Source organism: Rhodoferax sp. P2_H8_2 (assembly GCF_056403235.1).
Genome location: NZ_JBFUFW010000003.1, coordinates 496,271 through 510,542, shown reverse-complemented (window position 1 = coordinate 510,542; position 14,272 = coordinate 496,271). Strand labels below are relative to the sequence as shown.

10 protein-coding genes and 2 riboswitches are annotated in these 14,272 nt (G+C 60.0%); of the genes, 3 read left to right on the top strand and 7 right to left on the bottom strand.

All coding sequences use genetic code 11. The features are described 5' to 3' along the window. Window positions 1-85: 85 nt before the first annotated feature. The 3 genes from AC1DV6_RS08000 to AC1DV6_RS07990 all read right to left on the bottom strand — a co-directional run bounded on the left by AC1DV6_RS08000 (window position 86) and on the right by AC1DV6_RS07990 (window position 3,710). Window positions 86-520, bottom strand: coding sequence for a pilin (locus tag AC1DV6_RS08000; RefSeq protein WP_477976847.1), 435 nt, complete (start codon window positions 518-520; stop codon window positions 86-88). Window positions 521-707: 187 nt separating this feature from the next. Further along, window positions 708-1,946, bottom strand: coding sequence for a type II secretion system F family protein (locus tag AC1DV6_RS07995; protein ID WP_477976845.1), 1,239 nt, complete (start codon window positions 1,944-1,946; stop codon window positions 708-710). Between the two features lie 6 nt (window positions 1,947-1,952). Then, a complete protein-coding gene (locus AC1DV6_RS07990; protein ID WP_477976843.1) occupies window positions 1,953-3,710 on the bottom strand; it encodes a GspE/PulE family protein in 1,758 nt (585 codons plus the stop codon). A 141-nt stretch (window positions 3,711-3,851) separates the two neighbouring features. Between AC1DV6_RS07990 and AC1DV6_RS07985 the strand changes: the two genes are divergently transcribed. Then, window positions 3,852-4,340 carry a prepilin-type N-terminal cleavage/methylation domain-containing protein gene (locus AC1DV6_RS07985; protein ID WP_477976841.1) on the top strand — a complete coding sequence of 163 codons (489 nt, stop codon included), beginning with the start codon at window positions 3,852-3,854 and terminating at the stop codon, window positions 4,338-4,340. 53 nt (window positions 4,341-4,393) lie between these two features. Here AC1DV6_RS07985 and metH read toward each other — a convergent pair whose 3' ends face one another. Beyond that, window positions 4,394-7,198 (bottom strand): methionine synthase, encoded by a 2,805-nt coding sequence (metH, locus tag AC1DV6_RS07980; RefSeq protein ID WP_477976840.1) that lies wholly within the window; start codon window positions 7,196-7,198, stop codon window positions 4,394-4,396. 24 nt (window positions 7,199-7,222) lie between these two features. Further along, a riboswitch (S-adenosyl-L-homocysteine riboswitch) is annotated at window positions 7,223-7,303 on the bottom strand. A gap of 91 nt (window positions 7,304-7,394) precedes the next feature. On the opposite strand from metH, the gene AC1DV6_RS07975 reads away from it, so the two are divergent. Continuing rightward, on the top strand, window positions 7,395-7,970 hold the full coding sequence (locus AC1DV6_RS07975) for a cyclic nucleotide-binding domain-containing protein (RefSeq protein WP_477976838.1): 576 nt from the start codon (window positions 7,395-7,397) through the stop codon (window positions 7,968-7,970). An 87-nt stretch (window positions 7,971-8,057) separates the two neighbouring features. On the opposite strand, the gene AC1DV6_RS07970 is transcribed toward AC1DV6_RS07975, so the two are convergent. Next, entirely contained in the window at window positions 8,058-9,134 is a 1,077-nt protein-coding gene (locus tag AC1DV6_RS07970; protein ID WP_477976837.1) for a homocysteine S-methyltransferase family protein, read from the bottom strand. 25 nt (window positions 9,135-9,159) lie between these two features. Beyond that, window positions 9,160-9,251, bottom strand: a riboswitch (S-adenosyl-L-homocysteine riboswitch). Between the two features lie 160 nt (window positions 9,252-9,411). Between AC1DV6_RS07970 and recQ the strand changes: the two genes are divergently transcribed. Continuing rightward, the gene (gene recQ, locus AC1DV6_RS07965) at window positions 9,412-11,277 is read left to right on the top strand and encodes a DNA helicase RecQ (protein ID WP_477976835.1); all 1,866 of its coding nucleotides are present in this window, start codon (window positions 9,412-9,414) and stop codon (window positions 11,275-11,277) included. A 122-nt stretch (window positions 11,278-11,399) separates the two neighbouring features. On the opposite strand, the gene AC1DV6_RS07960 is transcribed toward recQ, so the two are convergent. Continuing rightward, window positions 11,400-11,693 carry a hypothetical protein gene (locus tag AC1DV6_RS07960; RefSeq protein ID WP_477976833.1) on the bottom strand — a complete coding sequence of 98 codons (294 nt, stop codon included), beginning with the start codon at window positions 11,691-11,693 and terminating at the stop codon, window positions 11,400-11,402. A 178-nt stretch (window positions 11,694-11,871) separates the two neighbouring features. Beyond that, entirely contained in the window at window positions 11,872-14,196 is a 2,325-nt protein-coding gene (locus AC1DV6_RS07955) for an AAA family ATPase (protein WP_477976831.1), read from the bottom strand. Between the last annotated feature and the right edge of the window lie 76 nt (window positions 14,197-14,272).

The following is a 14,272-nucleotide window of genomic DNA, read 5'->3' as shown; positions in this document are numbered from 1 at the left end:
AAGCCTCATGACAAAGCTTTCGCGCGATCCGGTGGGGTCCATGCATCCCTGGTGAACCGCACCGGGAAGCGCGGCGCACACAGAATTATGGGCCTGTGCAAATAACCGTGGCTGTCTGCGCTACGCCCTTGGAACCTTGCACCAAGCAGGTTACTGCAACTCCAGGGCTATTCAGGCATGTTCCAGCACCTGTCGTCACGTTGTATGCGTTGGCAGATGTAGTTGCACCTGCAGCAGTTGCAAAAGTTACACCAGACACCAACGCGGTCATATTCGGACCAGTACATGTTGCGGCGTTGTCACCGTTCAGCGTGGTAGTACCGGCTTTGCCAGCGGCCTTTGACGCATAGTTAATGGCAGAGCTGGAAGCAATGCCGCCAACCACACCTTGCGCCGCAGCGTTACCGGCTTCCGTGGACAGGTCAACGAACTTGGGCAGCGCGACTGCGGCCAGAATGCCCAGAATCACGATGACCATTACCAATTCAATGAGAGTAAAGCCGCGTTGTGTTTGCTTCATGTCATGCACCTCGAAATAAAAAAGATCCAACGTTATATACGTACGGTACGCCGTTTTCCCGGGCCGTACCTCATGTTTCGATTATTAGCATATCCCACTTAAACCGCAAGGTTAGATACACGCGTTAAGTCGCTGAATGCTATGGTTTTTGCCGTGTTTTGGTGTCCTTACAACTCCCCCAGCCCGTTTAGCCACCCCCACGGCCCATCGCCGCCTGCCCCAAATTCCACAGGGGCAGGAACACGCCCAAAGCCAAAAGCAGCACTAGGACCGCGACAACCGCCAGCAATATGGGCTCGATGGCTGCGGACAGGCCCTTGATCGCGTAGTCCGTGTCGCGCTCGTACATTTCTGCGATTTCAAACAGCAGGGCGTCCAATTCACCGGTCTCTTCGCCCACGTTGATCATCTGCAGCACCACTGGCGTAAACACGCCAGTAGCAGCAGCGCAGCGCGAAATACTCTCACCCCGTTCGATGCCGTCGCGCATCTGTTCGATCCGGCTGCCGATATAGGCGTTGTCCACCGTCTGGGCCACCACGGTCAGCGCTTGCACCAGCGGCACACCGCTTTGGCTGGACAGGGCAAAGCTGCGTGCGAAGCGCGCCAGCGTGGCTTTCAGAATTATCTCGCCTACGATGGGCAACTTGAGTTTGCGAGAATCCCAGCGGTATCGGCCTTCTTCTGTGCGCAAATAACCCCGTACCACCATAGCCAGACCGACCAGCAGCGCCAAGAGGAAAGGCCACCACTTCAACATCCAGCCGGAGAATCCCAGCAAACCGCGGGTGATAAGCGGCAGTTCAGCATTGAACCCGGCGAACACCTTGGCGAACACCGGGATCACGAAAATATTCAGGATGACTATGGCCACCGCCATGGCAATCACGACAAACGTCGGGTAACGCATGGCCTGCTTGATGCGTTCGCGCACATCGCGTTCGAACTCCAGATGCTCGGTCAGGCGGATGAACACTTCCGTCAGACGGCCAGTCATCTCGCCGACTTTGATCATGGAGATATAGAAGCCACCGAACAAATCCATATGCCGGGCCATCGCGGCGGACAACTCACGGCCTTGATCCAAACTGGATCGAATGTCTTTCAGAAGGTCCACCATTGCAGGCTTGTTGGCCGATGCCTGCAGTCCGGCAAAAGCCCGCAGTATTGGCACCCCCGCCTTGTTCAGGGTGTACATCTGGCGCGAGAAGATCATCAGGTCTTCGTCATTGACTGGTTTGCGGTTCAGTCGAGCGAATATTCCCTCGGAAGGCGTATCTGTGGCCGCGGGCGCCAAAGCAATATGCACAGGAGCAACGCCAATAGAAAGCAACTGGTCAGCAACGCCACCCTCGGTCATTGCCTCCAACTGCCCGCCAACCGCCTCACCCCGGTTGTTGCGACCTTTCCATGTGTAAAGGGCCATCGATCTTTAGTCGCTCTCGAAGGCATCGTCGAGATCAAACCCGACACGTAAAGCCTCTGCCAACGAGGTGCGCCCCTGGCGGACCAACTCCAGTGCATGGTGTGCCATGGTGTGGCCCGCCATCCGTTCTCTGGCAGCACGCATGAATGCGGCGGGATCGGACCGAGACGCCGCCTGCGTCAGTTCCGCATCCATTTCGAGCAGCTCATAAACGCCCTGGCGACCGGCATATCCGGTCCCATTGCAGGCGGAGCATCCAAGGCCGCGCTTTGCTGGAACCGTCTCACCCTTGGCGAGCAATGCATCCAGCCAACTCTGCTCCTGGGGCGTTGGCTGATGGGGCGCAGCACACTCTTGGCAATTCAAACGCACGAGGCGTTGTGCGATAACCGCCTGCAGAGAGGTGGACACCATGAACGATGGCACGCCCATATCTAGCAACCGGAAGGGTGTGCTGATCGCATCCCGCGTGTGCAATGTCGACAGCACCAAGTGGCCAGTGATCGCAGCCCGCAGACCAATCTCGGCCGTTTCTGCATCGCGCATTTCGCCCACCAAAATCACGTCCGGGTCTTGTCGCAGGCAGGAGCGCAGAACCTTGGAGAAACTCAATTCAATCTTGTCGTTAACCTGCACTTGCGTAATTCCGGGCAACCGATATTCAACAGGGTCTTCGACGGTGATCACTTTGAGTTCAGCGGCGTTGATTTCTGCCAACGCGGCGTATAGCGTCGTGGTCTTCCCTGAACCAGTCGGGCCTGTGACCAACACCATGCCAGCGCTGCGGCTCAGCACTTCACGGAATCGCCGCAGCATGTCTGGCGGCATGCCGATGCCATCCAGCCGGCGCATACCAGCGCCCTGTATCAGCAAGCGCATCACAGCGGATTCGCCATAGGTAGTTGGCAGGGTGCTGAGACGCACATCAATGGTGACGTCCTTCAACCGCACACTAAAGCGTCCATCCTGCGGCAGCCGTTTTTCGGAAATATCCAGGCCCGCCATAAGCTTGAGCCGTTGGGCCAATGCGCCACCAATACGCTTGTCGGCCTGGGTCTGGGTTTGCAACACACCATCCACACGCACGCGGATTTGCAAACTGTTTTCCTGCGGCTCAATGTGCACGTCCGAAGCACCGACCTGCACCGCATCCTCGAACAGCGACTGCAGCAAGCGCACCACCGGCGCACCTTCGATGCCTACAGTTGCCGTCAGTTCACCGAAGTCAACCGCGTCGCCCAAATCCTTTTCCAGCGCACGGGCCAAGCCACTGATTTCTTCAGTACGGCGGTACAGCCGGTCAAACGCGGCCGCCAACTGGCTCTCTGGAACTGCCGCAATCGAAATATTGCGCTTGAGAATACGGGTCAGTTCGTCGAACGCAAACAAATCCAAGGGGTCAGACAAGGCAACCAGCAGGGAGTCGCCCTTGTCTTCCAGGGCGAGGGCCTTGAAGCGGCGCGCAGAGGACTCTGGCAACAGCTTGACCACATCGGCGCGGAACGGAAACGTCTTCAGGTTAACGAATGGGATCCGCAGCTGGCGCGCCAAGCCATTGGCTAGCAACTCTTCGGTGATTACGCCCGTCTCGATCAGCAGGCGCCCCACTTTTTTGCCCGTGGTGCGCTGCAGCTCTAGCGTCTGTTGCAACTGCTCCTGGGAAATCAGTTTTTGCTGGACCAGCACATCGCCCAGCCGCAGCTTCTCGGGCCGGCCAGGTGCGGGGCGAGGGCCGTCGGGCGCAGTGGGTGTTGCAACCGGCATATGTGTGTCCCGTATCTAGTGCGTTAGTGAAAAAATGATAGCACGAGAAGCAGGCAAGGCTTGGGTTAAATCAAGGTTTAAACGATAATGCACACAGGGACACCAAAGATATATTTTGAATCTGAATACTAGGAGATAAATTTGAGCCGCAAACACCAGAATGGTTTTACGCTGATTGAGTTGATTATTGTTGTAGTAATCATTGGGATTTTGGCTGCCATTGCCCTGCCCAAATACATTGCGGCGCAGACCGATGCCCGGGCCGCAAAAATGAACGCGTTGTATGGATCTATGCGTACTGCAGCTGCGCTGGCCAAAGCACGTTGTGAGTTGGACCTTGTTGCCAATCCAGCGGGCACCTGCACTGTGGCTGCAGGCTCGGTCAACATGGACGGCGCGTTGGTTACCATGGTCAACAAATACCCTGCCGCAACACCAGCCGGCATTCAAGCAGCGATGGGCATTGTTACTCCTGCGAACGAGGGCATTACTGTGGCAGGAGCAGGCCCGGTCACATTTACTGCTACTGGGGCAACCACAGCCGCAAACTGCCGTATTACCTACACGGCAGCAGCAGCAAATGCAGCGCCCACTATTACTTTGGTGGCTCTCACGACAAACGGTTGCTGAAGCTCAAATTTCATTCCTAAAAAAGAGCGCCTCAGGCGCTCTTTTTTTGTCCGCTACAAATTCGGCGCCAACAACCGCTGCAAATCCTTGGCATCCATCTGCCGCCGTTGCGCCAGGTCCTGCAGCTGGTCATCTCCAATCTTGCCCACATTGAAGTAAACCGCATCCGGGTGTCCGATGTAGAAGCCGCTGACACTTGCCGCTGGCGTCATTGCCAGGCTTTCGGTGATGCCCATGCCAATCTCTTCGCATTGCAGCAGTGCAAACATCTCCCGCTTGACGCTGTGGTCCGGGCAGGCGGGGTAACCCGGCGCGGGTCGGATGCCTTTGTATTTTTCAGCGATCAGGTCTTCCACATTCAGCGCCTCTTGCGCGGCATAGCCCCACAAGTCAGTACGTACGCGTTCGTGCAGGTACTCGGCAAAGGCTTCGGCCAAGCGGTCGGCGATGGCCTTGAGCATGATGGAGGAGTAGTCGTCGTGCAATGCTTCAAACGCTGCAGCGCGCTTTTCGGCGCCAATGCCGGCAGTGACGGCGAAGAGGCCTGCGTAGTCCTTGGTTTCAGTGCCTTTTTGGCCTGTAGCGCCCGCAGAATGTGCGTGAGCAGCTCCTGAATTCATAGCAATTCGCGGCGCCACAAAATCAGCCAGGCAACGGCTCGGACGCATCACGCCATCGATTTCCTGCTTCTCAGCCTGTTGTCGCAGGCCGTACCAGGTCAGCGCAACCTCGCTGCGGCTCTCGTCGGTATAGAACGCAATGTCGTCATCGTTCACCGAATTAGCCGGGTACAGCGCAACCACCGCATTGGCGGTGAGCCATCGGCCGTCGATGATCTTTTTCAACATGGCTTGGCCATCCGCCAGCACCTTCTTCGCCTCCGCGCCCACCACCTCGTCGTTCAGGATGGCCGGGTACGGCCCCGCCAAATCCCAGGTCTGGAAGAACGGGCCCCAGTCGATGTATTGGGCCAGCTCGGTCAGATCAAAGTTCTTGAAGACTCGCCGGCCAATGAACTTGGGCACCGTGGGCTGGTAACTCACCCAGTCGACAGGCGTCTTGTTAGCGCGCGCTTTGGCGATGGGCCACAGCGGTGTCTGCTTCTTGTTCGCGTGCTGCGTACGCACCTTGTCGTAATCAGCGTTGACCTCGGCGATGTACTGGGCTGCGCCATCGCTCAGCAACCCCTGCGCGACGCTGACGCTGCGCGAGGCATCGGGCACATAGACGATCGGGCCTTCGTAATGCGGCGAGATTTTGACGGCGGTGTGGACCCGGCTGGTGGTTGCGCCACCGATCAACAACGGCATTTGGCGCAGGCGGAAGTAATCGTCCTTCTGCATCTCGGCCGCGACGTACTGCATCTCTTCCAGGCTGGGCGTGATCAGACCGGACAGGCCAATGATGTCGGCGCCTTCCGCCTTGGCCTTGGCCAGAATTTCGTGGGCGGGCACCATCACGCCCATATTGACCACGTCAAAGTTGTTGCATTGCAAGACCACGGTGACGATGTTCTTGCCAATGTCGTGCACATCGCCCTTGACGGTGGCAATGACGATCTTGCCCTTGGCCTTGGCTTCGCCACCGGCTTCGACCATTGCCAGTTTTTCCGCTTCGATATACGGTAGCAAATGCGCCACGGCCGACTTCATGACCCGCGCGCTCTTGACCACTTGCGGCAAAAACATCTTGCCCTGACCAAACAGGTCGCCGACAACGTTCATGCCGTCCATCAGCGGGCCTTCGATGACGTGCAGCGGACGGCCGCCCTTGGCCAGAATCTCTCGGTAGGCCTCTTCGGTGTCTTGGGTAATGAAATCGGTGATGCCGTGCACCAGCGCGTGCGACAGGCGCTGGCCCACCGTGACCGGGTTTTCCAGTGTGCCGCGCCATTCCAGTTTTTTGCTTTCGTCCTTGGCGCCACTCTTCGCGGTCTCTGCCACTTCGACCAGACGCTCGCCGGCATCGGGGCGGCGGTTCAGCACCACGTCTTCGACGCGTTCGCGCAACTCAGGCTCCAGATCGTCGTAGACACCGACCATGCCTGCGTTGACGATGCCCATGTCCATGCCCGCCTTGATCGCGTGGTACAGAAATACCGTGTGTATGGCTTCGCGCACTGGGTCATTGCCGCGGAACGAGAAGCTCACATTCGATACGCCGCCAGACACCTTGGCGCCAGGCAGGTTTTTCTTGATCCAGGCCGTGGCCTCGATGAAGTCCACCGCGTAGTTGTTATGCTCTTCGATACCCGTGGCAATCGCGAAGATGTTGGGGTCAAAGATGATGTCTTCGGGCGGAAAGCCGACTTCGTCTACCAGGATGCGGTAGGCCCGCTCGCAAATTTCTATCTTGCGCTGGTAGGTGTCGGCCTGGCCCTTTTCATCAAACGCCATCACCACCGCCGCTGCGCCGTAACGGCGCACCAGCATGGCCTGGCGGCGAAACTCGGGCTCACCCTCTTTCATGCTGATGGAATTGACAATGCCCTTGCCTTGTACGCAGCGCAGGCCGGCTTCGATGACGCTCCACTTGGAGCTGTCGATCATGATGGGCACGCGAGAAATATCGGGTTCGCTGGCAATCAGGTTCAGGAAGCGCACCATCGCGGCCTGGCTGTCCAGCATGGCCTCGTCCATGTTGATGTCGATGATTTGTGCGCCGTTTTCCACCTGCTGGCGCGCGACCGCCAACGCTTGCTCGAACTCGCCGTTCAGGATCATTCGCGCGAAGACTTTGGAGCCAGTGACGTTCGTGCGCTCACCGACGTTAACGAAAAGGGATTGGGCGTCCACCTGCACCGGCTCCAGGCCGGACAGCATCATGGGGGGTGGGAAAACCGGAGTAGCGACAGACATTAATCTCACCTGCAAAAAAAAGCATTCAGGTGAGCGTGGTTGTCAAAGTGAAATTCGTCCAAGCCTGACAGTCGAACCGTGACTGCTGCAACGCTCCTTGGATGGCGCAATTTTAAGGGCGAACGGTGACCCGTAGCGTGCCAGTAAGCTACCATGGCGCAAAACAGGCTCCACAGGCCTGCCAGGAGCGCCACCCATGACCCAAGTCGATTCCTTTGCGCAACTCTCGGACCTGACCACAGGCACCAAGGGTGCGGACTATGCGGCCGAACTGCTGGCGGCGCCGGAAGCGCTGACCAGCCTTAGCCTGGACGAAGCGCGCGTCGTAATCAGCTTCATGACGCCCCGTTTTTACGAGGCTGGCACCACCTTCATCAAGGAGGGCGACAGCGGCGACGACGGTTTCATGGCCTTGCTGGTCGAAGGCGACGTGGTCGTTGAGCGCATTACGGTCAGCCGGACTGACCCCGTCACCATTCGCGTCCTGGGGCCGGGCAGCCTGATTGGCGAGATCGGGCTGGTGGACCATGAGCCGCGCTCCGCTTCGTGCACGGCCAGCTCGGACGTCTGGTGCGCCGTGCTGACGCGGGAAGCGATAGAAACCATGATTGCCGAGAAGCCTGCCATCGCCGCGCGGCTGCTCTTGGGTATCTCCGCCAATATTGCCGAGCGTCTGCGCGACACGAATCGACAGCTCAAGCTCTACGCCCGCCTCGCCACCGCGATGCGGGATGAGTTGGCCAATGTCATCGTGCCCCGGCCGCCGCAATAAGAGCTCCGCCGCTGCGCGGGTTGCCGCCCCCCCAAGGAGGCTAATTCCGCTTGGGGTGGCCCGGCGCGGAATTGCAGCTCTTAAGCGTCAAGCAGCCTCTTTGTAGAAGTAATTGCGCTGAAGGCTGCGCGTTGCCAATGGCAACACCGCATGTGCAATCGCGCCAATGTGGTCCGGCGTCGTGCCGCAGCAGCCACCGACGATATTGACCAGCCCCTCGGCCGCAAACTCCCGCACCAGGCGCGAGGTGACATCCGGCGTTTCGTCAAAACCGGTATCGCTCATCGGGTTGGGCAAACCGGCATTCGGGTAGCAGCTGATGAAGGTGTCCGGCGCCGCGCGGTTGAGCTCCTGGATATAGGGGCGCATCAGCGTCGCACCGAGCGCGCAGTTCAGGCCGATGGCCAGCGGTTGCGCATGGCGCACGCTGTGCCAGAAAGCGGTGACGGTTTGCCCGCTCAGGATGCGACCTGACGCGTCCGTCACGGTGCCGCTAATCAGGATAGGCAGGCGCTCGCCGCTGTCTTCAAAGTATTCGTCCACCGCAAACAACGCTGCTTTGGCGTTCAGCGTGTCGAAAATGGTTTCCACCAGAATCACATCCGCACCCCCTTCGACCAGCGCCTTGGTCTGGTCGTAATACGCCGCGCGCAGTTCTTCAAACGTCACGTTGCGTGCGCCTGGGTCGTTGACGTCCGGGCTGATGCTGGCTGTCTTGGGCGTGGGGCCGAGCGCGCCAGCGACAAAACGCGGCTTGTCGGGTGTGGAATATTTGTCGCAGGCGGCGCGTGCCAATTTGGCCGACGCGAAGTTCATCTCATAGGCCAAATCCGACATGTCGTAATCGGCTTGGGCCACGGTGGTCGCACCAAAGGTATTCGTTTCGATCAGGTCGGCACCGGCGGCCAGATAGCGCTCGTGGATGTCCGAGATCACGTCCGGGCGGGTCAGGCTCAGCAACTCGTTGTTGCCTTTGACGTCGCGGTGGAAATCCTTGAACCGATCACCCTGCCCGCCGTGTCCGGTGTACCCGGCTCCGCGGTACTGCGCCTCGCCCAGCTTGAAGCGCTGGATCATCGTGCCCATCGCACCGTCCAGGATGGCGATACGGCTTTCCAGAATGCCTGGCAAGGCTTGTGCGCGGGTGTAGTGACGGGGTTTCATGCTGGCGGCTCACTGGTTGGTTTCAAACAAGTGAGCGCAGTTGGTGGCCCCAAGCCTGACCAGTCATCTGCCTGAACATGATGTCGGCAGGCACTGGCTGCAGCGCCCCTTGGGATGCCTCGATTTTAGTTCACAACGCCCAACCTCCGCCATATCCGACAATAGCGCCCATACGGGAGAAGCGGGTTCACCGATACGCCAATGCAATTGGCGGTCAAATTGGCCTCTAACGCCCGTAGAACGTGCGTAAGCAGCTCCTGTTTTTATAGCGTCTCCCGTGCCCCATCTCGACATCCTCCGCGAAGTTTTCGGCTACCCGCAGTTCCGCGGCCCCCAGCAGGCCATCGTCGAACACGTCATCGCGGGCGGCGACGCACTGGTGCTGATGCCCACCGGCGGCGGTAAAAGCCTTTGCTATCAGATCCCCGCAATCGCCCGCCAGCAAGCCGGCCAAGGCGTGACGCTGGTGATCTCGCCGCTGATCGCGCTGATGCACGACCAGGTGGGCGCACTGCATGAGGCCGGTGTCAGCGCCGCCTTCCTGAACTCCACCCTCAGCAGCGACGAGGCTTACCAAATCGAACAGCAACTGCTGCGCGGCGAGATCACCCTGCTCTACGCAGCGCCGGAGCGCGTGAGTAACGCGCGCTTTCTCGCGTTGCTGGATTCGCTGTTCGAGCGCGGCAAGCTGAGTCTGTTCGCCATTGACGAGGCGCATTGCGTGAGCCAGTGGGGCCATGACTTCCGGCCGGACTACCGCAATCTCACGGTGCTGCACGAGCGCTACCCCGGTATCCCCCGTATCGCACTCACCGCCACCGCGGACGACCTGACGCGCGCCGACATCCTGGAGCGGCTGCAGCTGGAGGATGCCCGCGCATTCGTCAGCAGCTTTGACCGGCCCAACATCCGATACACGATTGTCGAAAAGCGGGACGCCACCTTGCAACTGCTGCGCTTCATCGAGCGCGAACACGAAGGCGACGCGGGCATCGTCTACTGCCAGTCACGCCGAAAGGTCGAAGACATGGCGCAAACGCTGGTCGATGCGGGCCTGAAGGCCTTGCCGTACCACGCGGGGCTGGACAACAAGGTGCGCCAGACCCACCAGGACCGCTTCCTACGCGAAGAAGGCATCGTGATGGTCGCCACCATCGCGTTCGGCATGGGCATTGATAAACCCGATGTGCGCTTTGTTGCGCATCTGGACATGCCCAAGAACATCGAGGGCTACTACCAGGAAACGGGCCGCGCCGGGCGCGACAGCCTCGCCGCGAACGCCTGGATGGCCTATGGCCTGCAGGACGTGGTGAACCAACGCCGCATGATCGATGAAAGCCCGGCCGGGGAGGATTTCAAGCAGGTAATGCGCGGCAAGCTGGACGCTCTCTTGGGGCTGGCCGAAGCCACCGACTGCCGCCGGGTTCGGCTGCTGACTTACTTTGGCGAGCAAAGCGAGCCCTGCGGCAATTGCGACAACTGCCTGAACCCGCCCGAAATCTGGGACGGCACCGACGCTGCGCGCAAGCTGCTGTCCACGATCTACCGTATCCAGCAACAAAACGGCATCAGCTTTGGAGCCGGGCATTTGATGGATATCGTGCGCGGCAAACAAACCGAAAAGGTCACGCAGTTCGGCCACAACACCTTGAGCACCTTTGGGTTGGGAGCCGCGTTCAGCGAAGTGCAGTTGCGCGGCGTGCTGCGCCAGCTGATAGCCACCGGGGCGGTGGGCCTGCACAAGGTGGAAATGGAGAACGGCCAGAGCTTCGACACGCTGGAGCTGACAGAAGGCTCACGCGCGGTGCTCAAGGGAGAAGTGCAGGTGGCGTTGCGCGAATCCGCCTCCGGCCCGGCGGAACGCAAAAGCAAGCGCAGCACGCGCCTGGGCGCCGTGGTCAAAGCCCCGATTGCGCTGGACAGCGATGGACTGGTGCGCTACGCCGCGCTCAAGGCATGGCGGGGGGAAGTGGCAAAACAACACAATTTGCCCGCCTATGTCATCTTCCATGACGCGACGCTGGCAGCCATTGCTCAGCGCTCTCCGCAATCGATGGAGGACCTACAGGGAATCAGCGGGATTGGCGCAAAGAAGCTGGAAGCCTATGCGCAAGAGGTTTTGCGGGTGGTGTCGCAGACCTGAAGAGTTGGGTAAAAAGGGTAATTTCCCGCCGGGCCGCCCCAAGGGTTCTCGAAGAGCGGCGAAGCCAAATTAGCCCCCTCGGGGGGCAGCGACCCGCGCAGCGGCGGAGCGTGGGGGCCACATTAGTTGCGACGGAAGCAGCTTTCGTAAGACATCGCAGCACCGGTCATGGTGTTCTGCAGACGCTCAATCGCGCGGTTATGGCGGGCACTGGCAGACGCATCGCAAGCCTGCTGGCGGTGGCGCTGGACCAGGGTTTGCAGCTTGTCGCGGCACGCATCCAGAGCGCCGGCGAAATTCAGCGCGATATAGGCTGAGTGGTCGGCATGGGTTTGCCGGTATTCGTCAGACCAGTAATTAAACAACTGCCATTTGTAAGTTCCCTTTTCAGGGACCTGGATGGTGTCTTTGTGCATAGCCGTTCAAAAGAGTTGAGAGGTCGGCCGGTACATCTTTTCATTTATGTACCGGCCTGTAGCTATGACGCGCGGGGCCCTGAAACGGTTGACAAACCTGCCCAAACAGCCAAGAACCCAACGGTAACCAGCCGTAAATGCGCCGATTTGGTGCGGTTTTGGTGGCTTGGGGCCGCAATCAGGGCAAAAAACCCATCGCGCGCGCATCCCGGACCTCCGGCTTGATGCGGTGCTCTGCCTCCAGTTGCTCCAGAAACTCCTGGGGCGCGAGCACGGAATCCAGTATTTGCACCTGCCTTTGGACCGCCGCAAAGTCGCCCAGACACAGCTGGTCCAGCTGGTCCAGCCGGTCGGCAAGCTCTCTATTTAACTGGCCGGCATCGCCTGCGCAGGCCTCTGCCACGAAGAAAGCCGTGCGCTGCACCCGGCTCAAGGGCTTGAACTGGATCTTGAACGTAAACCGGCGCAGAGCCGCCTGATCCACCCGGTCCATCAGGTTGGTGGTGCAGATGAAGATGCCGCGAAAGCGCTCCATGCCCTGCAGCATTTCATTGACTTCACTGACCTCATAGGTGCGCTGCGCGCCACGGCGGTCCTGCAAAAAGCTGTCGGCTTCGTCCAACAGCAGCACCGCGCCCTCGGATTCGGCCTCGCGGAACATCGCAGCCATGTTTTGCTCGGTTTCGCCTATGTACTTGCTCATCAGGTCGCTGGCTTGGCGCACGATCAACGGCTTGTTCAGTGTGGCCGCCATGTACTGCGCTAGCGCAGACTTGCCGGTGCCGGGCGGACCGTAAAAACACAGCGTGCCGTGGCCCCTGGCTTGCAATGCCTGCACCACGCTGCTGATCTCAAAGCGGCAGTGCAGGTGCAGCATGGACAGGTCGTAGGTGGTGGCAGCAGGCCCGGTGGCAGCGGGCGGCAGGTTGCCCAAAGCGACATCGGCGTTGCGCAACTGCCGCTCAATCAGGCCCTCCAGCAAGGCGGGTTCTTTGTCTACGCCGGGTGGACTGGCCAGCTCGGCAAAACGTGCGGCGGTGCGGATCTGTGCGGGTGTCAGCCCCTTTCGGCTGGTCAGTCGTGCGACAAAGGCGTCGGACACAGGCACGCCTTCCAGCGTCTTGCGCACCACGCCCGCCCGCGCGCCGGGCGGCGGTGATTTGAGCTCCAGGTGGTAGGCAAATCGGCGGCGGAACGCCGGATCGATCTGCTCTATGCGGTTGGTCACCCAGATCGTCGGCACGGCATTGGTTTCCAGAATCTGATTGACCCAGGCCTTGCCACTGACACTCCCCGTCGCGGGCGTCGCCAGTGCGTCGGCGCGGGCAATCAGGTGGGCGGTCTCATTGCTGAGCGGAGGGAATACGTCTTCCACTTCATCGAACAGCAAGGCTGCCTGGTCGCTGCCTTTCAGGAAGGCCTGGGCGATTTGCAGCGAGCGATAACGGTCGCGCCCGCTCAGCGAGTTGCCATCGCGGTCCGCGTATTCCACTTCAAACAGCTCCAGCCCCGCTGCCTGAGAGACCACTTTGGCCAGTTCGGTTTTTCCGGTGCCAGGCGGGCCGTACAGCAGGATGTTGATGCCTGCCTCCTTGCGGCCGACCGCATGGGTCAACAGGTCGCACAACACCTTGGCGTCTTCGGCAACGAACGCAAAGTCGGCCATGCACAGCGCACTTTTGCTGGACAGGCGCGTAAACACCGCCATCAACTCCGACTGGTCACGGTACTGGCGCATCAACACGGGCGGCAGCTTTTCGCTGACCTTCATCAGGTCCGCCAGATCGGTGATGTTGTGCTCGGAGATCAGGTTTTCCACGAGGCCGATGCGCTCCAGCCTGGAGCCGACGCGCAACGCTTCGCCTAGTTCCTGCGGGCTGACACCGGCCACTTCGGCAATCGCGGCGTAAGCTTCCGGCGCGTTGTTGACCTTGAACTCAACCAGAATGCTGCGCATCTCGCGCTGGTAGCGCGCCAGCGTGCCGTACAACAGCAGTGCCCGCTCGGCCTTGTTCAGTTGCAGCAAACCGGCCAATGCGTTGATGTTCTTTTCTATCAACGTGGATTGCTTGCGCAGTGCGTGGCTGAGCCATTCGCCGGTGACAAGCATCACCGAGATCAGATCGCGCGGCTGGTCCTTGGCATATTCGTCCAGGAAGAAAAACAGTGTGGCCTCGTCGTAGGGGCCGCGCCAGACTCCGTGGCGTGCCAGGAATTCCTGTTCCCCCAATGCCTCGTGCCCGCGCCAGAGTTCGTTGCCCACACAGCGGCGGGCCAGAAAATCCCGCAACCGCGCCAGCACCGACACGGGCCACACCAGATGGCGACCCGCAAGGCCCACCACGCTGGTGAAATCGCGGCGCACGTTGAAACTCGCGCCCTGGCGCGCAGCCAGAGTCAATACAAAGTGGGAGCACATCAGGTCCAACACCGGCGCGTCCGACAAGCCCGGTGATGGAATCAGGTGCCCGCTTTGCGGCGGGGAGAGCAAACGCTTGACCATCAAACGCCTCCAGCACGATTGCGTGCTGGAATTGACAATAGCGCGTTCCGGGCCAAGATGGAAGCACCCTTGCTGC

Bases quoted from the DNA above. Each gene is read 5' to 3' on its own strand.
- AC1DV6_RS07955 (WP_477976831.1), bottom strand. From the start codon at position 14,196: ATGGTCAAGCGTTTGCTCTCCCCGCCGCAAAGCGGGCACCTGATTCCA.
- AC1DV6_RS07960 (WP_477976833.1), bottom strand. From the start codon at position 11,693: ATGCACAAAGACACCATCCAGGTCCCTGAAAAGGGAACTTACAAATGG.
- AC1DV6_RS07990 (WP_477976843.1), bottom strand. From the start codon at position 3,710: ATGCCGGTTGCAACACCCACTGCGCCCGACGGCCCTCGCCCCGCACCT.
- AC1DV6_RS07975 (WP_477976838.1), top strand. From the start codon at position 7,395: ATGACCCAAGTCGATTCCTTTGCGCAACTCTCGGACCTGACCACAGGC.
- AC1DV6_RS07995 (WP_477976845.1), bottom strand. From the start codon at position 1,946: ATGGCCCTTTACACATGGAAAGGTCGCAACAACCGGGGTGAGGCGGTT.
- AC1DV6_RS08000 (WP_477976847.1), bottom strand. From the start codon at position 520: ATGAAGCAAACACAACGCGGCTTTACTCTCATTGAATTGGTAATGGTC.
- AC1DV6_RS07970 (WP_477976837.1), bottom strand. From the start codon at position 9,134: ATGAAACCCCGTCACTACACCCGCGCACAAGCCTTGCCAGGCATTCTG.
- metH (WP_477976840.1), bottom strand. From the start codon at position 7,198: ATGTCTGTCGCTACTCCGGTTTTCCCACCCCCCATGATGCTGTCCGGC.